Source organism: Blautia luti (genome assembly GCF_013304735.1).
Taxonomy (GTDB): domain Bacteria; phylum Bacillota; class Clostridia; order Lachnospirales; family Lachnospiraceae; genus Blautia_A.
In genome coordinates this window covers 157,859-179,111 of the sequence record NZ_JAAITI010000003.1, presented here as the reverse complement: position 1 = coordinate 179,111, position 21,253 = coordinate 157,859, and the positions used below count along the sequence as shown (strand labels likewise).

At 46.0% G+C, this 21,253-nt stretch carries 17 protein-coding genes and 1 riboswitch; of the genes, 14 read left to right on the top strand and 3 right to left on the bottom strand.

What is annotated here, in order from left to right; all coding sequences use genetic code 11:
• Positions 1–22: 22 nt before the first annotated feature.
• Together aguB and G5B06_RS03210 are read left to right on the top strand one after the other, a co-directional pair.
• Positions 23–883: an N-carbamoylputrescine amidase gene (gene aguB / locus G5B06_RS03215; protein WP_173771323.1), complete on the top strand. Its 861-nt coding sequence runs from the start codon at positions 23–25 to the stop codon at positions 881–883.
• Positions 884–1,075: 192 nt separating this feature from the next.
• A complete protein-coding gene (locus G5B06_RS03210; protein ID WP_173771321.1) occupies positions 1,076–2,188 on the top strand; it encodes a 4-hydroxybutyrate dehydrogenase in 1,113 nt (370 codons plus the stop codon).
• Between the two features lie 721 nt (positions 2,189–2,909).
• On the opposite strand, the gene G5B06_RS03205 is transcribed toward G5B06_RS03210, so the two are convergent.
• Positions 2,910–3,917: a LacI family DNA-binding transcriptional regulator gene (locus tag G5B06_RS03205; protein WP_173771319.1), complete on the bottom strand. Its 1,008-nt coding sequence runs from the start codon at positions 3,915–3,917 to the stop codon at positions 2,910–2,912.
• A 261-nt stretch (positions 3,918–4,178) separates the two neighbouring features.
• On the opposite strand from G5B06_RS03205, the gene G5B06_RS03200 reads away from it, so the two are divergent.
• The 8 genes from G5B06_RS03200 (at position 4,179) to G5B06_RS03165 (ending at position 13,889) form a co-directional block, all read left to right on the top strand.
• Entirely contained in the window at positions 4,179–5,579 is a 1,401-nt protein-coding gene (locus G5B06_RS03200) for an L-fucose/L-arabinose isomerase family protein (protein WP_148448958.1), read from the top strand.
• Between the two features lie 98 nt (positions 5,580–5,677).
• Entirely contained in the window at positions 5,678–6,508 is an 831-nt protein-coding gene (locus G5B06_RS03195) for a transketolase (RefSeq protein ID WP_148448956.1), read from the top strand.
• Positions 6,509–6,510: 2 nt separating this feature from the next.
• The gene (locus tag G5B06_RS03190; RefSeq protein WP_173762474.1) at positions 6,511–7,443 is read left to right on the top strand and encodes a transketolase family protein; all 933 of its coding nucleotides are present in this window, start codon (positions 6,511–6,513) and stop codon (positions 7,441–7,443) included.
• 10 nt (positions 7,444–7,453) lie between these two features.
• A complete protein-coding gene (locus tag G5B06_RS03185) occupies positions 7,454–8,974 on the top strand; it encodes an FGGY-family carbohydrate kinase (protein ID WP_148448952.1) in 1,521 nt (506 codons plus the stop codon).
• A gap of 189 nt (positions 8,975–9,163) precedes the next feature.
• Positions 9,164–9,919, top strand: coding sequence for a sugar phosphate isomerase/epimerase family protein (locus G5B06_RS03180; protein ID WP_173762472.1), 756 nt, complete (start codon positions 9,164–9,166; stop codon positions 9,917–9,919).
• A 28-nt stretch (positions 9,920–9,947) separates the two neighbouring features.
• The gene (locus G5B06_RS03175) at positions 9,948–10,712 is read left to right on the top strand and encodes a gamma-glutamyl-gamma-aminobutyrate hydrolase family protein (protein WP_173771317.1); all 765 of its coding nucleotides are present in this window, start codon (positions 9,948–9,950) and stop codon (positions 10,710–10,712) included.
• Positions 10,709–11,266, top strand: coding sequence for a TIGR00730 family Rossman fold protein (locus tag G5B06_RS03170; RefSeq protein WP_173771315.1), 558 nt, complete (start codon positions 10,709–10,711; stop codon positions 11,264–11,266). The genes G5B06_RS03175 and G5B06_RS03170 overlap by 4 nt, the downstream gene beginning before the upstream one ends.
• 103 nt (positions 11,267–11,369) lie before the next feature.
• A complete protein-coding gene (locus G5B06_RS03165; protein WP_173771313.1) occupies positions 11,370–13,889 on the top strand; it encodes a beta-mannosidase in 2,520 nt (839 codons plus the stop codon).
• A 125-nt stretch (positions 13,890–14,014) separates the two neighbouring features.
• Here the strand turns inward: G5B06_RS03165 and G5B06_RS03160 are convergent, their stop codons facing one another.
• Together G5B06_RS03160 and G5B06_RS03155 are read right to left on the bottom strand one after the other, a co-directional pair.
• Positions 14,015–15,427 carry an alanine/glycine:cation symporter family protein gene (locus tag G5B06_RS03160; RefSeq protein WP_173771311.1) on the bottom strand — a complete coding sequence of 471 codons (1,413 nt, stop codon included), beginning with the start codon at positions 15,425–15,427 and terminating at the stop codon, positions 14,015–14,017.
• 1 nt (position 15,428) lies between these two features.
• Positions 15,429–15,531, bottom strand: a riboswitch (glycine riboswitch).
• Positions 15,532–15,705: 174 nt separating this feature from the next.
• Entirely contained in the window at positions 15,706–16,605 is a 900-nt protein-coding gene (locus G5B06_RS03155; RefSeq protein WP_173771309.1) for a LysR family transcriptional regulator, read from the bottom strand.
• Positions 16,606–16,954: 349 nt separating this feature from the next.
• Between G5B06_RS03155 and G5B06_RS03150 the strand changes: the two genes are divergently transcribed.
• From G5B06_RS03150 to G5B06_RS03135, 4 genes are all read left to right on the top strand, one after another.
• The gene (locus tag G5B06_RS03150; protein ID WP_173771307.1) at positions 16,955–18,220 is read left to right on the top strand and encodes an SLC13 family permease; all 1,266 of its coding nucleotides are present in this window, start codon (positions 16,955–16,957) and stop codon (positions 18,218–18,220) included.
• A 212-nt stretch (positions 18,221–18,432) separates the two neighbouring features.
• Positions 18,433–19,338, top strand: coding sequence for a L(+)-tartrate dehydratase subunit alpha (gene ttdA / locus G5B06_RS03145; RefSeq protein WP_021977662.1), 906 nt, complete (start codon positions 18,433–18,435; stop codon positions 19,336–19,338).
• A 20-nt stretch (positions 19,339–19,358) separates the two neighbouring features.
• Positions 19,359–19,991, top strand: a complete 633-nt coding sequence (gene ttdB, locus G5B06_RS03140) for a L(+)-tartrate dehydratase subunit beta (RefSeq protein WP_021977663.1) — start codon at positions 19,359–19,361, stop codon at positions 19,989–19,991.
• A gap of 278 nt (positions 19,992–20,269) precedes the next feature.
• Complete coding sequence (locus tag G5B06_RS03135) at positions 20,270–20,911, top strand: YczE/YyaS/YitT family protein (protein ID WP_118608987.1); 642 nt, start codon at positions 20,270–20,272, stop codon at positions 20,909–20,911.
• Positions 20,912–21,253 lie beyond the last annotated feature (342 nt).

Below are 21,253 nucleotides of genomic sequence, written 5' to 3'. Positions count from 1 at the left end.
AACAGAAGGGACTTAAAAATTTATGCGGAAAGTTGTAGTAGCGGCTACACAGATGAGCTGCACATGGGACAGAGAAGCGACGCTTGCAAAAGCGGAAAAACTGGTGCGGGAGGCGGCTGCAAAGGGTGCGAATATCATTCTTCTGCAGGAGCTTTTTGAGACGCCGTATTTTTGTCAGAGACACGATTTTGAATATATGGACCTTGCCACAACGCCGGAGGAGAATCCGGCTGTGAAGCGCTTTCAGAAAGTGGCAAAAGAACTGGACGTGGTGATCCCGGTGAGCTTTTTTGAGCGGGCAGGAAATGCGGCGTTTAATTCTATTGCCATTATTGATGCGGATGGTACGGTTCTTGGAAAATACAGAAAGACGCATATTCCGGACGGGATGCCTTATGCGGAGAAGTTTTTCTTTACTCCGGGCGATACCGGGTTTAAGGTCTGGAAAACAAAGTACGGAACCATTGGTGTGGGAATCTGCTGGGATCAGTGGTTTCCGGAAGCTGCCAGATGTATGGCGCTTCTGGGGGCGGAGATCCTGCTTTACCCCACTGCCATCGGCAGCGAGCCGGTTCTTCAGACGGATTCCAAACCGCACTGGCAGAGATGTATGCAGGGACATGCGGCTGCAAATATCATGCCTGTAGTTGCTTCCAATCGGATTGGTCATGAGGTGCAGAAGAATTCGGAGATGACGTTTTATGGTTCTTCATTTATTGCGGATGAGACCGGTGGACTGGTGGCTGAGGCTGACAGAGAGACGGAGGGTGTGATCACTGCGGAGTTTGATCTGGATGCCATCGCGCAGAAGAGACGGGAGTGGGGTGTTTTCCGGGATCGGAGACCGGAGATGTATGGTACACTTCTGACTCATGGATGTTGAAATCTGTGGTTGAGAGAATCATATTCCGGGTGGTGGAATGAAAGGTGAAGGTCTGCTTTGGGACATGATCTGTTTTATGGTGGGCGGGTGGTACTGCGGATTGCGGATGGCTGGCTGCCTGTGCTATTATAGTTGTATAAAAATTTTTATGGAGAGCTTCTGCGAAATGCGGGGCTGACAGGAGGAGAAATTATGCAGGAACTGATGATCAGGCCGACGATTTACAGTTTTGATAATTGTCGGCAGTTTGCGGAGAAATTTAAGCTTGGTGAGGGGGATCTGCTTTTTACCAATAAGAGATTGTTTAAGAAGTTTTTTGAGCCGCTGGGGCTTGGCTGTGATGTGATTTTCCGTGAGGATTATGGCAAGGGTGAACCTACGGATGTGATGGCTGAGGCGATCTGGAAGGATGTTCCGAAGGATGCGAAGCGTGTGGTTTCTGTTGGCGGCGGCAGTATTCTGGATCTTTCCAAGTTGTTTGCACTGGAGAATATTTCTCCGGTTACGGATCTTTATGACGGTCTGCTTCCGATTGTGAAGAATAAGGAGCTGGTGCTGGTTCCGACTACCTGTGGTACGGGTTCTGAGGTGACGAATATTTCGATTCTTTCTCTGACTACGAAGGGAACGAAGAAGGGTCTTGCTGTGGAGCAGCTTTATGGGGATTCTGCTGTGCTGATCCCGGAGCTTCTGGAGGATCTGCCGTTCCAGTTTTTTGCTACGAGTTCTATTGATGCGCTGGTGCATTCTGTGGAGTCCAGTCTTTCTCCTAAGGGAAATGAGACTACAAGGATGTTTGGGTATAAGGCGATCGAGATGATCCTGAAGGGTTATATGGAGATCAGGGATCATGGTCAGGAGGCCCGGATTCCGTTGATGAAGGATTTTCTGATGGCGGCTAATTATGCGGGTATTGCGTTTGGTAATGCGGGGTGTGCGGCTGTGCATGCTTTGAGTTATCCGCTGGGGGCTAAGTATCATGTGGCTCATGGGGAGTCGAATTATGCGATGTTTACGGGTGTGCTCAACAACTATATGGAGATCAAGAGTGACGGTGAGATCGCACGCCTGAATAAATTTATGGCGGGAATCCTTGGTTGTGAAGTGGATGTTGTTTATGAGGAGCTGGAGAAGCTGCTTAATGTGATGATTCCTAAGAAGGCGCTGCATGAGTATGGGGTGTCTGAGGAGGAGCTTGAGGAGTTTACGGATTCTGTGCTGGAGAATCAGGGTAGATTGATGGCGAATAATTTTGTGGAATTGGATCGGGAGAGGGTTTATAAGATTTATAAAGAGTGCTTCTGATTGATTGAGTCCTGGGATTCAGGTTTTTTGGGAACGGGTCGGTGTGTGTGCCGGCCTGTTCTTTTTTTGTGAGAGGGATGTTTGTGAAAGGGACGCCCGCGAGGCGTGTGCTGCCTGTCGCCGGGGCTTCGTCGGGGGCTGGCTTCTAGGCTGCCGGGAATCTGCTAAAAGCGTTTTCCAAAAGTCCGAACTCGCTTCGCTCAAACAGCGAACTTTTGAAAAACAACGCAGATTTCCGCCAGCCAAGAATCAGCACCCCTCCTGCAGAGTCCGGCGACAGGCAGCACACGCCTCACGGGCTGGCTTTTCAGGGCGGGAGGGATAGGGTGGCTGCTCGGGAGCTTGGTTTATAGTGTGAGGTTGAGTGGATTTCAGAGAATTGGATGAGCCGTCAGCGCTGCGCTGGACGGCTGGGAGGAAAGGCTGAGTTTCCTTGTGGTTTGATGGGAGTAAGTAATTGCCTGAAAAAAAGTTGTGGAGAATAGGAATAAATCGGCACAGCGTTTCATATCCAATACCGTGGCATCCATCGCCCCGCCAGTATTTGAACATATCTCCATAACCTACAGTAATTTGCGTGGCCGGAGGGGAGGAGCGCGAGGAGGGAAAATGGCCTTCGCAACTGTGAATGCTTCCCCTCCTCGCAATTTACTCAGCTTTGAAAAGCGAAAAAATTTGCCGGAAAAAGCGGAACCTATTCTCTTACAGAAAAGGATTTCGGTTATACAGAAAACCGTTTGATCAGTGTGGTGGATACTTCAATTTTTACGGAATGTGGCACGGAGGTCCGGATCTCACGGATCAGCTGGGCGGCGGCTGTTTCTCCCATGAATTTACGGGGGACGTCGATGGTGGTGAGGGCGGGGTCTATGACGCGGCCTTCGGAGATGTTGTCGAAGCCTGCGATGGTGATGGCTTCGGGAATCTTGTAGCCGCGGAGTTTCAGGGCTTTGATGGCGCCGATGGCGATGAGGTCGTTGTCTGCGAAGTAGGCGCCTGCCAGTGGGGTTCCGCTGTCGATGATCTCCAGCATGTCGGAGAAGGCTCCTTCGATGGAGGGGGAGAGTTCGTGAATGATGGATTTGGCAGTGGACATTCCATGTTCCCGGACAGCTCTGTGGAAACCGTGCGTACGTTCCCGGAAGTTTGTGATTTTGTAGGAGGAGCAGAGGTGTCCTGGCTGGCGGCCGCAGCGGTCGATAAGGTAGCTGGTGGCCTGGTAGGCGCCCTGGGCGTTGTTGCTGAGAACACAGCTGCAGTCTGCAGAATCAAAGTAGGAATCCAGAAGGACAACCGGGACGGAGAGTTGAAGGAACTCGTGGCATACAGAAGCGGATACTTCGGTTCCAAGAAGGATGACACCTGCACACTGGGAAATGCGGAGTTCTTCGATGTATTTCTGGAGATCGTCTGCTTTTTCGTAGAGCTGGAAGGTTTTCAGATGATAGCCGTTTTTACGGCATTCCTGTTCAATACCTTCGGTGAGCTCTGAAAAAATTGGAGTATAATTTAAAATTGCGTTGTGGGCACGGCAGATAATGCAATAAATATCGCCTGTCACATTTTTTTTCATGGAAAGCCGGCTGAAGTCATAGCCGGCTTTTTCTGCTTCCCGGATAACCAGAGCTCGGGTTTCTGTGCTGACGCCAGGTTTTCCGTTCAGGGCCATGGAGACGGCGGTGGCGGAGAGATTTAATCTGGCGGCCAGTTCTTTTGCTGTAATTCCCATATCGATAGTCCTCCTGTATTGAATGTAGAGTTGTGTCTGTATATCGGTATAATTTTTCCTGACTGTATTTTTTCAACTGTTTTAATTATAAAATGTTTTTCTTGCATCTACAACAATAAAGTGAAAAATAAAGTGGAAATCACTTTATTTTTTGTAGAAATAAAGTAGAAATCAAGATATTATACAGATAACAAAGATGAACATAAAAAAATGAATCACATAGAAACAGGTAAAACATGGATTTATGAAAGGAGTTCAAACATGGACAAGATTAAAATTGGTTACGCACCAACCAGAAGAAGTATTTTCAGCGCACCGGATGCAGTAAAATATCGTGGACTTACTGCTAAGAGACTTGAGGAGCTTGGCGTTGATTTCGTAGATATCACAGACATTAACGATGAGGGACTTCTCTACAACGATGAGGGACTTGAGAAGATCATCGCCAAATTCAAAAAAGAGAAAGTTGACGGACTTTTCCTTCCACACTGCAACTTCGGTACAGAGTATGAGTGTGCAAGACTTGCAAAAGCTCTTGATGTTCCGGTTCTTCTGTGGGGGCCTCTGGATGAGAGACCTGAGCCAGACGGAACAAGACTTCGTGATACACAGTGCGGACTTTTTGCAACAGGTAAAGTTTTAAGAAGATTCCGTGTTCCGTTTACATACATGACAAACTGCAGACTGAATGACCCGGTATTCGAGAGAGGAATCAAAGATTTCCTTGCTGTCTGTAATGTAGTTAAAACATTCAAAAATATCCGTATTCTTCAGATTTCCACAAGACCGTTTGATTTCTGGACAACCATGTGCAACGAGGGCGAGCTTCTTGAGAAATTCAACATCCAGCTTGCACCGATCCCGATGCCGGAGCTTACCGATGAAGTAAAGAAAGCAAAAGCAGAGCAGACAGAGGTTCAGGAGGTTATGCAGTATTGCCGTGACAACATGGAGATCTGCATCAAAGAGGACGAGCTTGAGAACGTAGCAGCTCTTAAGGTTGCCATGAAACATCTGGCTGAGAAATACGGCTGCAAAGCAATCGCAATCCAGTGCTGGAACCAGCTTCAGAGCGAGCTTGGAATTATGCCATGTGCAGCAAACTCCCTGTTAAATGACGAGGGAATCCCGACTGTATGTGAGACAGATATCCATGGTGCAATCACAGCTCTTATGGTAGAGGCAGCTGGCATGGGCGAGACAAGAAGCTTCTTCGCTGACTGGACAATCCGTCATCCTGACGTAGAGAATGGCGAGCTTCTTCAGCACTGCGGACCATGGCCAATTTCCATCGCAAAAGAGACACCGAAGCTTACTTACCCGCTGGCATTCGATCATCCGGGAAGCATCACAGCTGAGGCAAAACATGGCGATGTTTCTCTGGTTCGTTTTGACGGAGATAACGGAGAGTATTCTCTTCTTCTTGGAAATGCAAAAGGTATCGATGGCCCGAAAGGTATGGGAACTTATCTCTGGGTTGAGGTTGAGAACATCAAACGTCTTGAGGCAAAACTGGTTGAGGGACCATACATCCATCACTGTGTCGGTATCCACAAGAACGTTGTTCCGGTACTTTACGAGGCATGCAAATATATCGGCGTAACACCGGATCTTTATGACCCGATTGAAGAAGATGTTAAGGCATATCTTCGCGGAGAATGATAAACAGGAAACACAGTGGCACGTTTTTCCAGGATAAAAAACGTGCCGGGCTGTGAATATGAAATATAGATTGAAAAAAAGAAAGGACAGGAATCAGCATGGATTTTAGAGAATTAAGCAAACTTGCATATGATCTCAGAAAAGACACAGTAGATATGATCGTTGCCGGTAAAGGCGGACATATCGGTGGTGATATGAGTGTTATGGAGACTCTGGTTACACTGTATTTTGACCAGATGAATATTTCCCCGGAGAATATGAATGATCCGGACAGAGACCTTTTTGTTATGAGTAAAGGTCATTCCGTAGAAGCTTACTATGCAGTACTTGCAAAGAAAGGCTTCCTTGATATCAAAGAAGTAAACGAGAAATTCAGCAAATTTGGAACACAGTATATCGGACATCCGAACAACAAACTTCCGGGAATTGAGATGAACTCCGGTTCTCTGGGACATGGACTTCCGGTTTGCGTAGGTATGGCACTTGCCGGAAAAATGAACAAGAAAAACTACCGTGTATATACAGTAATGGGTGACGGTGAGCTTGCAGAGGGTTCTGTATGGGAAGCTGCTATGGCAGGACATCAGTACAAACTGGATAACCTCTGTGCAATCGTTGACCGTAACAGACTTCAGATCTCCGGAAATACAGAGGACGTTATGGGACATGACGATCTTCATGAGAGATTCAAAAGCTTTGGATGGCATGTAATTGATGTTGCCGACGGAAACAGCATTGAGCAGCTCCACGCAGCATTTGAGGAAGCAAAACAGACAAAAGGCCAGCCGACAGTCCTGATCGCGAATACTGTTAAAGGTAAAGGCTCCGCAGTTATGGAGAACAAAGCTGCTTGGCATCATCACGTACCGAGCCAGGAAGAGTATGAGCAGATCATGAAAGATTTTGAAGAGAGAAAGGAGCAGCTGTAATTATGAATAAGATTCCAAACCGTAAAGCAATTTGTGACGTACTTTTAAAAGAAGCGGAAACCGATAAAGATATCGTTGTTCTCTGCAGTGACTCCAGAGGATCTGCATCTCTGGCACCTTTTGCAGACGCATATCCGGAGCAGTTCGTTGAGATGGGAATCGCTGAGCAGGATCTTGTCAGCGTATCTGCAGGTCTTGCACACTGTGGTAAAAAAGCTTTCGCAGCTTCTCCTGCATGCTTCCTTTCCACAAGAAGCTATGAGCAGTGCAAAATTGATGTTGCATACTCCAACACAAATGTAAAACTTATCGGAATCAGTGGTGGAATCAGCTACGGTGCTCTTGGAATGAGCCATCATTCCGCACAGGATATCGCTGCTATGTCCGCAATCCCGAACATGAGAGTTTATCTTCCAAGTGACCGTTTCCAGACAGCAAAACTGATCGAAGCACTTCTGAAAGATGAGAAACCGGCATACATCCGTGTAGGAAGAAATCCGGTTGAGGATATTTATACAGAGGACAACTGCCCGTTCGAAATGGACAAGGCAACGGTTCTTACAGAAGGTACAGACGCAGCAATCATCGCATGTGGCGAGATGGTACGCCCGGCTTACGAGGCTGCCAAACTTCTTGAGAAAGATGGCATTCACGCAACAGTTCTTGATATGTACTGTGTAAAACCTCTGGACAAAGAAGCAATCGTAAAAGCAGCATCCAACGCAAAAGTTGTTGTAACTGCTGAGGAGCATGCACCATTTGGCGGACTTGGTTCCATGGTAAGCCAGGTTGTTGGCACTGAGTGCCCACGTAAAGTTCTGAACATCGCACTTCCGGACGCACCGGTTGTAAGCGGAACTTCCAAGGAAGTATTTGACTACTACGGAATGAACGCAGAAGGAATTGCAAAAACTGTAAAAGACGCGCTGAAATAAGGGGAAAACTATGGAAAAAAAATATGTTCTTGCGGTTGATCAGAGTACCCAGGGAACAAAAGCGATCCTGTTCGATGTGAATGGTGACCTGGTCTGCAGAACAGACCTTCCTCACAGACAGCTGATCAACGAAAAAGGCTGGGTTTCCCATGATCTTTCCGAGATCTACAGCAATACCATCCAGGTTGTAAAGAACCTTGTGGAAAAAGCCGGAATCCAGAAAGAAGAGATCGCGTGTCTCGGAATCAGTAATCAGAGAGAAACATCCGCAGCGTGGAGCCGCAGCACAGGCGAGCCTCTGGCACCTGCCATTGTATGGCAGTGCTCCAGAGCTTCCGAGATCTGTGAGCGGATCAAAACAAACGTGATGATTGACCCGGACCGTGAGCAGAAGAAAAACGGCGGTGTGGCAGAGATCATCCGTCAGAAGACAGGAATGCATCTTTCCCCGTATTTCCCAGCAGCGAAGTTTGCATGGCTTCAGGAGAATGTGGAGGAAGTAAAACAGGCAAAAAGAGACAACGATCTCTGCCTGGGAACCATCGACACCTGGCTTCTGTTTAAACTGACAAAAGGCGAGGTTTATGCAACAGATTATTCCAACGCATCCAGAACCCAGCTTTTCAATATCCATAACCTGAAATGGGATAAAGAGATCTGTACCTGGTTCGGCATCAACGCAGAGCAGCTTCCGAAAGTATGTGATTCCAGCAGAGAGTACGGAATAACAGATTTCGAGGGATATTTCCAGACACCGATTCCGATCTGTGGTGTGATCGGAGACTCTCAGGGTGCACTGTTCGGACAGGGCTGCATTGAAAAAGGAATGGTTAAGGCTACATACGGAACTGGTTCCTCTGTTATGATGAACGCAGGAACAGAACCGATCATGTCAGATCTTGGTCTTGTAACTTCTCTTGCATGGGGACTTAACGGCAAAGTTACCTATGTTCTGGAAGGAAACATCAACTACACAGGTGCAGTGATCACATGGCTGAAAGATGACATGGGACTGATCACTTCTCCAGGTGAGACTCAGGAAATGTCAGAGCAGGCGAATAAGAATGATACCACTTATCTGGTTCCTGCATTTTCCGGTCTGGGAGCACCTTACTGGAAATCCGATGCAAAAGCCATTATCTATGGAATGAGCAGAACAACCGGAAAGAAAGAGGTTGTAAAAGCAGCTCTGGAATCCATCGCATATCAGATCACAGATATTGTGGAGATGATGAAAGCGGAAGATGGAATGACAGTAAAGGAGCTCTGCGTAGACGGTGGTCCTACAAGAAACCAGTATCTGATGAAATTCCAGAGTGATATCCTGGGAACAAAAGTAAGTCTTCCAAGATGTGAGGAGTCTTCCGCATTCGGAGCTGGCCTGATGGCTGGTTTAAGCTGTGGACTTTACAAGATGGAAAGTATCTTTGAGGTGAAAAACCGCAACCAGTTTATCCCGTCCATGAATGCTGCTGAGAGAGAGCAGAAATACAGCGGATGGAAAAATGCGGTAGAGAAAGTTCTCGTATAAAAAGTTTTCGACCAAAAATTAAAATGGGAGTTTCGGGCAGCGGCAATTGCTTGACCCCATGTGTATGTCAGATTATAATAAAATAACAGGCATTTCCGGATGCACTCCAGATGTATCGGAAATGACGGAAAGCCGGTCTTTGCTTTGAGAGCAGAGGCCGGCAAAAGTTATATTCAGAGGTAAATAATCATGATATATATCAGTCATCTTCTGCCGGATGATGAGATGAAGGAAATCATCAGTCAGACAGGAGTGGGAATCGAAAGTATTGAATTTTCCATTGCGGACAATCTGGATCATCTAAAGGAATCTGTCTGCAGTTATCGGGAACGACTGAAATTTATGGGATGCCGGGGACTGACTTTGCATGGGCCTTTTATGAACATCGATCCTGCAGCCTTTGACAGTGAAGTGCGAAAAATTACTATGATGCGTTTTCACCAAACTTATACAGCAGGTGTGGAACTTGGGGCAAAAAAGATCGTTTATCATACCTGCATGAATCCTTTTGTCCACTACCTTCAGGGATGGCCTGAGAGAGTGGCGGAGTTTTTCGGAGAATTTCTGGAAACGCATAAAGAACTGGAAGTTGTCATGGAGAATGTGTTTGACCCGCAGATTGATCCGGTTTTGGATGTTTATAAACTGATGGGGGAAAAATATCCGAATTTTCATCTCTGTTTTGATATGGGGCATGCCCACTGTTATTCGAAGATTCCGGTGCTGGAATGGACAGAGAAGCTGGCGCCTTATGTGACTCATGTGCATGTTCATGATAACAGCGGCGACCGGGATTCCCATGCAGCTCTTGGGGAGGGGAATATCCCTTATGAAAAAGTACTTGCATTACTGCCCCAGACAGAAAAACGGACATGGACGATTGAATGTTGCAGAAAAGAGGATGTGTTACAGACGATAAAAATATTGGAAGTACTGAAAAAATAATTATTTTTTTGGTGGAAAGAGGAGAAGGATGAGGGAAAGAAAACCTGTGATCGGCGTCACCTGTAATTTTGACTACAGGGATGCTGTTGGAATGGTTTCAGGTATGGGGATCACCGGGCAGGACTGGGATTTTGTCAGTGGTGATTATGTGTATATTCTGGAAAAAGCCGGGGCGATTCCTGTGCTGCTCCCGCAGTATGGAGATCTGGAGGCGGCGAAGCCGTTTCTGGACCAACTGGACGGAGTGCTGATCTCCGGCGGACATGATGTGGGACCGGAACGGTATGGGGCGTTTCCGAAAGGATATTGCGGAACAATCATGCCCATGCGGGATGAGCAAGATATTGCGATTTCCAGATATTTTATGCTGGAAAAGAAAAAGCCGATCCTCGGGATCTGCCGTGGCATTCAGATCATGAATGTGGCCTGTGGTGGGACCTTGTATCAGGATCTGGAAAAAGAGGGCGGTTTTGAACATCATTTCGGGGATAAGTACCCCAGAAATGTAGCGTGGCACGGAGTGAGAATTGCCGGAGCCAGTATATTGGAAAAGATTTATGAGAAGCGAGATATCCGGGTGAATTCTTTTCATCATCAGGCAATAAAAGATGCCGGGGAGAATGTGAGGATCACAGCCTGGTCCGAAGACCGGGTGCCGGAGGCTATGGAACTTGAAGGTCATCCATTTGCGGTGGCTGTTCAGTGGCATCCGGAGATGATGTATGATTCCTCGGAGCAGCTGAAGCTTCTCCGGGCATTTGTGGAGGCAGCAGGGAAGGAGACAGAATCATGAATATTTGTATCTATGGAGCGTCCAGCGCAGAGCTGAAAAAGATCTATTATGAGAAAACAGAGGAACTGGGACAGCTGATGGGAAAACGTGGCCATGGCCTTGTTTTCGGTGGTGGAAAAGAGGGGCTGATGGGTGCGGCAGCCCGTGGCGTTGACCGGGAAAAAGGTTATATCCTGGGGATCGCGCCGAGATTTTTTGACAAGCCGGGAGTGCTGTATGAGCATTGTACAGAATTTATTTTTACGGAAAATATGCGTGAAAGGAAGCACCTTTTGGAAAGTCGTTCTGATGCAACGATCGTGGTACCCGGGGGAATTGGCACTTATGAGGAGTTTTTTGAGATCCTGACGTTGAAGAGTCTGGGACGGATCGACAGGCCCATCGTTCTTTATAATATTCAGGGATATTATGATAGTATGAGGGCGCTTCTGGAGTATACAGCTGGGGAAAAATTTATGTCCAGAGATGTTGTGGATATGTGCCGGTTTATGAAAGATCCGGAGGAGATTCTGGATTATATTGAGAATTACCGGAATTATGGGGGAAAGTTATAAAGGAAATAAAGTACGGTTTATAGGACACTTAAAAATGGGATGATACAGTCTGTAATATAGGACTGTATAGAGATGGGGATTTTTACAGGAGAAGGTATATTTTATGAGAAAGATCATGTTGAATGGCCGATGGGAGCTGGCGGAAGCGGGGAAAGATACATTATGTGAAGTGCAGGTTCCGGGATCTGTGCTTTTTGGGCTTTACGGGGCTGGAAAGATTGAAGATCCTTTTTACCGCACCAATGAAGACGCTACGAGGGAACTGTTCTGGAAGGATTATGAATTTTGCAGAACGTTTGTGGTTGCGGAGGAGGCTCTGAAAGAAGAGAAAGTGGCTCTGGTCTGCGAGGGGCTGGATACTCTGACAGATATCTATATCAATGGAAAAAAGGCCGGATCTACAGACAATATGCATCGTACCTGGAAACTGAATGTAAAAGAATTTCTTCATGCCGGGGAGAATCAGATCCGGATCGTATTCCGTTCCGTATTCAAATATATCGAAGATTATGAGTATGAAGAAAATAAAGAGATCCACTATGTTCCCTGCGGTGGAATGAAAGGAAACCAGCTAATCCGGAAGGCGCACTGTATGTTTGGATGGGACTGGGGCCCTCAGACCATTGATGTCGGAATTTTCCGGGATATTTATCTGGAAGCGTACAGCCATCCAAGGATTGAGGATGTGAAGATTACACAAAGGCATGGGGATAATGCTGTGGATGTGTGTACAACGGTGGTGGTAAGCGGAGATGCTGTGGATAAGTGCCGGGTGAGAGTGACGATCCAGGAGGATGTAGAGAGTGCCTGTGGACATAGAACAGATGCCAATGACCGGAAAACGGAAGCCTATGTATGCGAAGTGGAGGAGACTGTATCAGCGAATAATAATCCAGCAGTGCTGACATCCACGATTCACAACCCGAAACTCTGGTGGCCAAACGGATACGGCGACCAGCCGTTATATAAAGTTCAGGTGGAGCTTCTGGATGAGAATGGAGAAGTTCTGGAAACCATAACGAAGCGTATCGGTCTCCGTACTCTTACCATCAGCCAGGAAAAAGATCTCTGGGGAAAAGAATTCGCATTCTGTATCAATGGTGTGAAGATTTTTGCCATGGGCGGAAATTATATTCCGGAGGACTGTATCTATTCCAGGATTACGCCGGAGATCCAGGAGTATCTTCTGGAATCCTGTAAACGTGCCAATTTTAACTGCGTCCGTGTGTGGGGCGGTGGTTATTATCCTTCGGATCATTTCTATGATCTCTGCGATGAGATGGGACTGATCGTATGGCAGGATCTGATGTTTGCATGTAATGTCTATGATCTCACGGAAGGATTTGAAGAGAATATCACGAAGGAGATCACGGAGAATGTTAAACGTCTTCGTCATCATGCATCTCTTGGACTGTGGTGCGGAAATAACGAGATGGAATCTGCCTGGGATCACTGGCCGGAGGTGCAGAGCGAGTCGAAATATCTCCGTGCGGACTACATAAAAATGTTTGAACACGTGGTTCCGAAAGCAGTGAAAGCGGCAGACAGCGAGACCTTTTTCTGGCAGTCTTCCCCGAGCTCCGGAGGATGCTTTGATGATCCGGATGATGAGAACCGGGGTGACTGTCACTACTGGGATGTATGGCATGGTCAGAAGCCTTTTACCGATTATCAGAAGCATTATTTCCGTTTCTGCTCGGAGTTTGGCTTCCAGTCCTTCCCGTGCCTGAAAACGGTGGAGAGCTTTACGGAAGAGAAAGACCGGAATATTTTTTCCAGGGTGATGGAGAACCACCAGAAAAATCCGGCGGCCAACGGAAAGATCCTGTATTACCTCTCCGAGAATTTCCGTTATCCGGAGAATTTCCGCAAGCTTCTCTATGTGAGCCAGATCCTCCAGGGAATGGCCATGAAGTATGGCGTGGACCACTGGAGACGTCACAGAGGCCGCTGTATGGGTACTCTTTACTGGCAGATCAACGATAACTGGCCGGTGGCATCCTGGGCAAGTATCGACTATTTTGGCCGCTGGAAGGCGCTTCACTATATGGCGAAAAAATTCTATGCGCCACAGGCTGTGAGCATGTGCCGGGATGGGGATACCATGCAGGTGTATCTGGAAAATGAAAGTATGGAAGCGCAGCCATACCAGGTTGTCTTTTATGTGAAAAATATGGAATGTGAGATCCTTGAGAAGATCACCGGAAAGGGCACTGTGGGTGTGCAGGAGTCCGGGCAGATCTTGGTTGTGGATGTTTCCAGATGGGAAGACAAGAAGTATGAGATTTTCCTTGAGGCGGAAGTGACACTTGCTGATGGAAGTGTGCTCCGTGATGTGGAGACTCTTGTCCCATATAAATATCTGGAACTGGATAAACCGGAGATCACTGCCGAGGTGGAGGAGCAGGATGATGCATTTGCAATCCATTTGAAGAGCAGCTGCTTCAGCCCGTTTACAGCTATTGGATTTACAGATGTGGATGTGACGCTTACAGATAATTTTTTCCATATGACAGATGGCGAGGAAATGTGTATCCGGCTTGATAAGAAGGATGTACGAAACGGAGAAATCCTGGATGCAGCGGATCTGACACAGCAGATGGAGATACTGACGCTGGCGTAGGAGTTTTGTAATAAGAAAGACGCAGGTCTTTTATCGGATGATAAAAAGGCCTGCGTCTTTTTGTATGATATTAGGGGGAATTTTATGGGTTTGTGCGTGTTTTCAGTTGATTACGATGTCCGGGATCAGAACTCGTAATTTTTATGTCTTTTGAAGAAATCTTTTGTTTCTTTTACAACCACACCGCTCAGGGCAAGAAGAGCGATCAGGTTCGGGAATGCCATCAGGGCATTGAAGATATCTGCGATGTTCCATACAGCTGCTACAGTCATATATGGTCCCATGAATACGCAGATGATATACAGCCAACGGTAGGTTTTTACTGCGGCTTTGTTTCGGTTGAAGAGGTATTCCAGACATCTTTCACCGTAGTAATCCCATCCGAGGATTGTTGTGAATGCGAAAAATACCAGGCACAGCATCAGTGAGAAAGATGCTACAACCGGCGGGAAAGGAAGTCCTTTCTGGAAAGCGGCTGTTGTGATGGCAACACCCTCAAGACCTGTGTTCCATGTCTCTGTGATGACGATGGAAAGACCTGTCATGGTACAGATCACGATAGTATCGATGAATGTACCTGTCATGGATACAAGACCCTGACGTACCGGCTCTTTTGTCTGAGCTGCAGCAGCTGCGATCGGGGCACTACCAAGACCGGACTCATTGGAGAAGATACCGCGGGCGATACCTTTCTGCATAGCTACGACCATGGTTCCCATTGCGCCACCTGCAAGTGCACTTCCTGTGAAAGCAGATTTTACGATAGTTACGATCGCTGCAGGAACTGCTGTGATGTTTGTGATCACGATGATCAGTGCCAGTGCAACATAGAGAACTGCCATAAACGGTACAACGACCTGGGATACCTTTGCGATTCTCCGGATTCCGCCGAGAACGACAAGTCCTACGCATACGGTAAGTACCAGACATGCAACTACAGTTGCCCAGGAATATGTATTTCCGAAAAGTGCTACTGTGTGTGCTTTATCCGGATCAAAGAAGTTGGTGACTGCAGATGCGATACCGTTTACCTGTGTAAATGTTCCGATACCGAAAAGTCCAACGCCTGCTCCGAAAAATGCGAAGATCTTTGCAAGCCATCTCCACTGTTTTCCCATACCGTTTTCGATGTAGTAGAATGGTCCACCGAGAACGTGGCCTTCTTTGTCAATGGTACGGTACTTGATTGCCAGAAGTCCTTCTGCGTATTTGGTTGCCATTCCGAAAAATGCGGCTACGATCATCCAGAAAAGTGCTCCAGGTCCGCCGGCTGCGATAGCAGTTGCAACACCTACGATATTTCCAGTTCCGATGGTTGCTGAAAGCGCAGTACACAAAGCTCCAAAGCTTGTGACCTCACCATCACCGCCTTCTTCATTTTTAACCATGAATTTCAGTGCTTTTCCGAGATGCCTTACCTGTAAAAGGCCTAACCGAGCGGTTAACAGAATTCCTGTGAACAGGATCAGAATGATCAGCGGAAGTCCCCAAACGACTCCGTCAAACCATGTGATAAAGTTGTTGATTTGTGTAAACATTACTCTTTCCTCCATCCTTTTGCCTGAGAGATTTACAGCATTTTGTGTGCTGCGTACACCTTCGGCGCTCTTCTTTTCAGAAGAGACTCTCCTGAGTTTTTTTATTTTTGAATGATGCCAGGACCTTTTTGTGTACGGTGGTAGCGGTCATTCGTTTTGTGTAGAAATACACTGTAACACAGAGTATCACATGAATTGACGGATTTCAATGGGTTTTATTAAAAAAATTCCATTTATTAGAAATATTAATCGACATATAATCAGGATCTGGTAAATTGTTATTTTTCTATCAGCGGATGTTCTTTGTAATACATGCGGGTGAAATGCAGAAATGTCAGCATATCGCCGCTGATGTATTTGCTTTTTTTCCATACCATGCCGATTTTTATGCGGACAGGTGGATTGAGAGGGATGCCGGTAATATTGGAAGAGGAAAATTTATCGGTCATGCTGGAATAGAGAAAACAGCCGTATTTTCCGGTTTTTACAAACTGCAAAGTAGTGTAGATCTGGCTACTTCGCATCACGACATTGGGCTTGTAGCCGTCCATTTCAAAACGCATTTTCAGGATCTGATTCTGGACAGAATCCGCGTTAAAAAAGATCAGCTGTTCTTTTGACATTTCTTTTGTTGTGACAGATTCTTTTTCTGCCAGTTTATGGTCATTGCTTACGCAGAAAACTACCTGGTCGTTGGCCAGGACAGCGTTGTGGAATTTATCAATATTATACTGTTCCATATTGACCAGAGCTACATCCAGGGTGTCATCCTGCACCAGGTTGCAGGCACGGACAGATCCATATTCCTCCAGGACCACGGCGATCTCCGGGTGTTTTTCATGAAATGCCATAAGCAGCTCCGGGAAAAATACAGTACTCAGCATGGGCGGGATTCCAATGCGAAGAGGGGGTTTTACCCTGGACATGCTGGAGTAGTCAGCCTGAAGTTCATTACAATATTGAAGAATATAAGTAGCTTTTTTGTAGAAGGATTCTCCCTCCTGGGTCAGACTCAGCTGATTTCCTTTTCTGGAAAAAAGACTGATTCCGAATTCGATTTCCAGGTCGCGAATGGCCATGGAAATGGTTGGTTGGGTCACATATAATTCTTCGGCTGCTTTTGTGATGCTGTGGCAGCGGCTGGCTGTGCAGAAATAGCGTAGTTGATTCAGTGTCATAATATACCTTCTCTCCGTGTATGATCAGATGAAATTTTTGACAGATTTCGCTGTTTTTTATCGAAAGAAATTCGGAACAGGACATGCTCTTTGGAGCTGACTGTCATTATAAAGATATCATGGACATGTGAAAAATTCCATATTCATTTGAAAACGAGAAAGTTTTGTGGTAATAGTGCATAAAAATTATCATTAAAAATTGAGAGTATAAAAATTTTTTATGGGGATATGTGTTTCATTAATTTGTTTTTTTATATGTACACCGGTTATAATGGAACCATCAAAAGAAACGTGTACGGCCTATACTTTTCAGGAGAAAACCAAAACTTAATGGAAGGAGAGTACAGAAATGTCTCAGACAACTATCACATTGCTGTTTCTTGTGTTCACCATTATCAGTTTCATCCTTGAAAAAATTCCTCTTGGTCTGACGGCTTCGATCTGTGCGATCGGCCTGACCCTTACAGGAGTTGTGGATGCGACAACAACGTTTTCACAGTATGTAAACAGTAACGTAATCCTTTGCGTTGGCATGTTTGTAGTTGGCCAGGCATTGTTTGAAACAGGAATGGCAAATAAGATCGGAGGACTGGTCACAAAATTTGCCAGAACAGAAAAAACACTGATCATCGCGATCATGGTAATTGTAGGTGTAATGTCCGGATTCTTATCCAACACAGGTACCGCAGCAGTGCTGATCCCGGTAGTCTGTGGAATCGCTGATGAGTCCGGTTATTCCAGAAGCCGTCTTCTGATGCCGCTGGTATTTGCCGCTGCTCTTGGTGGAAACCTTTCTATCATTGGTGCACCGGGAAACCTGATGGGTGTGAATGCACTTCAGGAGATGGGGCTTTCCACAAGCTTCTTTATGTATGCACCGGTTGGAGTTCCAATGCTTCTGATCGGAATCCTCTACTTTATCCTTATCGGATATAAATTTCTTCCGGACGGAAAGAATGCATCCGGGGAAGCGCTTGAAGATCAGCAGGATTTCAGCCATGTACCGAAGTGGAAACAGACCGTTTCTCTGGTAGCTCTGATCCTTGTGATCCTTGCAATGATCTTTGAGAAAGAGATAGGTATCAGCATTGAGGTTTCTGCATGTATCGGAGCGATCATCCTGGTTCTGACAGGAGTTATTTCCGAGAAGGAAGCACTGAAATCCATTGATCTGAAAGTTGTATTTCTTTTCGGCGGTTCTCTGACACTTGCAAAAGCGCTGGATACAACCGGAGCCGGAGAGCTGATCGCAGATAAAATCGTGGGACTTCTTGGATCTGATCCAAGTCCGATCCTTCTTCTTCTGGTGATCTTTATTGTAACCTGTGTACTGACAAATTTTATGTCAAATACAGCAACCACAGCACTGATGATCCCGATCGCGGTATCTCTTGCGAACAACCTGGGAGCAGATCCGAGAGCTGTTGTTATCGCAACGGTTATCGCAGGTTCCTGTGCATATGCAACACCGATCGGTATGCCGGCAAACACCATGGTAGTTGGTCTTGGAGGATACAAATTCAAAGACTACGTAAAATCCGGTCTGCCGCTGATCCTGGTATCTTTTGTGATCTGTATGATCCTGTTACCGATCCTGTTCCCGTTTTATCCGTAAGAGGATAAAGGGAGAAACTTTTGATCAATTAAGTTAGTTCTCTCTGCGCCGATCATAAAGCGCAGGGGAAGAAATAAATAAGTCAATAAATAACCTAAAAAGCCATCTTAACCATTAATCAGCCAAATTAATGATGAAACAACCAACCAAATTTATGTAAACCTATGTAACTAAAAAACATTAAACCATCGAACCATATCAGGAGGTAAATCATGACTAAGGAAAATGGAGTTAAAGTATTAACAGACATGGTAGCAGATTTTGTTGCCCATATTGGAAAAAAATTACCGGATGACGTAGTTAAGAAACTGGAAGAGCTTGGTTCCCAGGAAACAGCTGCACTTCCAAAAGTTCTCTATGAGACAATGACAAAGAACCAGGGTCTTGCTGTAGAGCTGAACCGTCCAAGCTGTCAGGATACAGGTGTTCTTCAGTTCTGGCTGAAATGCGGAACAAATTTCCCGTATATCAATGAGCTGGAAGCACTTCTGAAAGATGCTGTTGTTCAGGCTACTTTTGCAGCACCGTTAAGACATAATTCCGTTGAGACTTTTGATGAGTACAACACAAAGAAAAACGTTGGTAAAGGAACTCCGACTGTATGGTGGGATATTGTTCCGAACAGCGATAAATGTGAGATCTACGCATACATGGCAGGCGGCGGATGTACCCTTCCTGGAAAAGCAATGGTTCTGATGCCAGGTGCCGGTTATGAGGGTGTTACAGATTTTGTTCTGGATCAGATGACAACTTATGGACTGAATGCGTGTCCTCCACTTCTTGTTGGTGTTGGTGTAGGTACATCTGTAGAGACAGCTGCCCTGAACTCCAAGAAAGCGCTGATGCGTCCGATCGGTTCTCACAATGACAACGCAAACGCGGCAAAAATGGAGAAGCTTCTTGAGGACGGTATCAATGCGATCGGCCTTGGACCGCAGGGTATGGGCGGAAAGTATTCTGTAATGGGTGTTAACATCGAGAATACCGCGCGTCATCCATCTACCATCGGTGTTGCAGTAAACGTTGGATGCTGGTCTCACCGTCGTGGACATTTGGTTGTAAATCCGGATCTTACAGTAACCTGTGATACTCATTCCACATGGAAATTTAATGCTTAATATAAACGGAGGGAAAAATCATGATCGAAATCAGAGGAGATAAAAAAGTTCTTATTACACCTATAAGCGCAGAAGACCTGGCTGATATCAAAATCGGCGATATTGTATGGCTGGACGGAGATCTGATGACCTGCCGTGACGTTGCTCACCGTCGTCTGGTTGAGTATGGAAGAGAGCTTCCGTATGATATCCGCAACAAAGCGATTTTCCATGCCGGCCCGATCGTTCGCAAGATCGAAGGTACAGAGGATGATTACGAGATGGTTTCTGTAGGACCGACAACTTCCATGCGTATGGAGAAGTTCGAGTATGAGTTTACAAAACTGACTGGTGTCAGAGTGATCGTTGGTAAAGGTGGTATGGGCCCGAATACGGAGCGTGCTTGTAAAGAGTTCGGTGCTATCCATTGTGTTTTCCCGGCTGGATGTGCAGTTGTGGCTGCTACAGAGGTTGAGAAGATTGTTGAGCATCACTGGGATGAGCTTGGTATGCCTGAGACTTTATGGTGCAATAAGGTTAAGGAGTTTGGTCCGCTGATCGTGTCTATCGATGCTCAGGGCCGCAACCTGTTTGAGGAGAATAAGGTTGTATTTAATGAGCGCAAAGAGGCTGCTAAGCAGGCGATTTATCCAGAGGTTAAGTTTATTAAATAATATTTGGATAATATTGAAAAAAGTTTTCGTGATATCTGAGGTGCCGGAGCTCTGCCATGAGGGGTTCGGGATTGAATGGTGATCGTAAAATAATGGCGTGATATGAAAAAGAGGATATCCTGTGGATTCGGTTAAACGGTCTGCAGGATGTCTTTTTTTGTTGATTTTTTTGGCTTTTTGTGTCTTTTTGTGTTTTACAGGGGTGGTTGGGTGTGGTAAAATGAAAAAAGTTGTGTATATTGATTATGATTGTTTTGAAAGAGAGAGGAATTGATGCTATGGGGGAGTATTTGAGGAATATTAACTGGAAGCATGTTCTGATCATGTGCATCGGAAATGTTTTTGCAGGTATGGGGATTGGAATTTTTAAGCTGGCCGGGCTTGGTACGGATCCGTTTAGTGGAATGAATATGGCGGTTGCGGATATGCTTGGTATGGCTTATGGTAATTTTCAGCTGATTGTGAATATTGTGCTGTTGATTATTGAGATTGCTTTTGGAAGGAAGTTTCTGGGGATTGGTACAGTTGTAAATGCGGTGTGCCTGGCTTATATTATTACGTTTTTTTATAATATTTTTCATGGAGTTATGGGATTGGAGCTTGTGGCGCTGCCGGTGAGATTGGTTGCGCTGTGTATTGGGGTTGTGATCTGCTGTCTGGGGTTGTCGATGTATCAGATGCCGGATGAGGGGGTTGCGCCTTATGATAGTCTTTCTTTGATCATGACGGAGAAGTGGCCGAGGATTCCTTATTTCTGGCACAGGATGTCTAATGATGTGCTTTGTGCACTGATCTGTTATCTGACTGGTGGTGTTGTGGGAATTGGTACGCTGGTGACGGCTTTTGGTTTGGGGCCGGTGATCCATTTCTTTAATAGAGTTTTTACTGGGAAGTTGCTTGCCTGGGTTGATGGGGAGTGAGTTTCTGGGAGGAAGCTGAACTGGCTGTGGTGTGGCTGGTTCGGCTTTTTTTGTGGGAAAAGGGACGCACATGAAAGGGACGCCTCACGGGCTGGCTTTTCAGGGCGGGAGGGTAGGGTGGCTGCTCGGTAGGTTGGTTTAGAGTGATAGGTTGAGTGGTGGCCCGGGAGTTGGATGAGCCGTCAGCGCTGCGCTGGACGGCTGGGAGGAAAGGCTGAGTTTGTTTGTGGTTTGACGGAAGTATCAACAGCAACTTTTTTGCAGTATTACATGGCTGTTATGCTGTGTTAAAATATAAACAATGTTAATATAATACACTCACATTATTCATTTTATAACTAT

Bases quoted from the DNA above. Each gene is read 5' to 3' on its own strand.
- ttdB (WP_021977663.1), top strand. From the start codon at position 19,359: ATGATCGAAATCAGAGGAGATAAAAAAGTTCTTATTACACCTATAAGC.
- G5B06_RS03200 (WP_148448958.1), top strand. From the start codon at position 4,179: ATGGACAAGATTAAAATTGGTTACGCACCAACCAGAAGAAGTATTTTC.
- ttdA (WP_021977662.1), top strand. From the start codon at position 18,433: ATGACTAAGGAAAATGGAGTTAAAGTATTAACAGACATGGTAGCAGAT.
- G5B06_RS03190 (WP_173762474.1), top strand. From the start codon at position 6,511: ATGAATAAGATTCCAAACCGTAAAGCAATTTGTGACGTACTTTTAAAA.
- G5B06_RS03170 (WP_173771315.1), top strand. From the start codon at position 10,709: ATGAATATTTGTATCTATGGAGCGTCCAGCGCAGAGCTGAAAAAGATC.
- G5B06_RS03210 (WP_173771321.1), top strand. From the start codon at position 1,076: ATGCAGGAACTGATGATCAGGCCGACGATTTACAGTTTTGATAATTGT.
- G5B06_RS03160 (WP_173771311.1), bottom strand. From the start codon at position 15,427: ATGTTTACACAAATCAACAACTTTATCACATGGTTTGACGGAGTCGTT.
- G5B06_RS03195 (WP_148448956.1), top strand. From the start codon at position 5,678: ATGGATTTTAGAGAATTAAGCAAACTTGCATATGATCTCAGAAAAGAC.
- G5B06_RS03175 (WP_173771317.1), top strand. From the start codon at position 9,948: ATGAGGGAAAGAAAACCTGTGATCGGCGTCACCTGTAATTTTGACTAC.
- aguB (WP_173771323.1), top strand. From the start codon at position 23: ATGCGGAAAGTTGTAGTAGCGGCTACACAGATGAGCTGCACATGGGAC.
- G5B06_RS03155 (WP_173771309.1), bottom strand. From the start codon at position 16,605: ATGACACTGAATCAACTACGCTATTTCTGCACAGCCAGCCGCTGCCAC.
- G5B06_RS03185 (WP_148448952.1), top strand. From the start codon at position 7,454: ATGGAAAAAAAATATGTTCTTGCGGTTGATCAGAGTACCCAGGGAACA.
- G5B06_RS03135 (WP_118608987.1), top strand. From the start codon at position 20,270: ATGGGGGAGTATTTGAGGAATATTAACTGGAAGCATGTTCTGATCATG.
- G5B06_RS03165 (WP_173771313.1), top strand. From the start codon at position 11,370: ATGAGAAAGATCATGTTGAATGGCCGATGGGAGCTGGCGGAAGCGGGG.
- G5B06_RS03205 (WP_173771319.1), bottom strand. From the start codon at position 3,917: ATGGGAATTACAGCAAAAGAACTGGCCGCCAGATTAAATCTCTCCGCC.
- G5B06_RS03180 (WP_173762472.1), top strand. From the start codon at position 9,164: ATGATATATATCAGTCATCTTCTGCCGGATGATGAGATGAAGGAAATC.
- G5B06_RS03150 (WP_173771307.1), top strand. From the start codon at position 16,955: ATGTCTCAGACAACTATCACATTGCTGTTTCTTGTGTTCACCATTATC.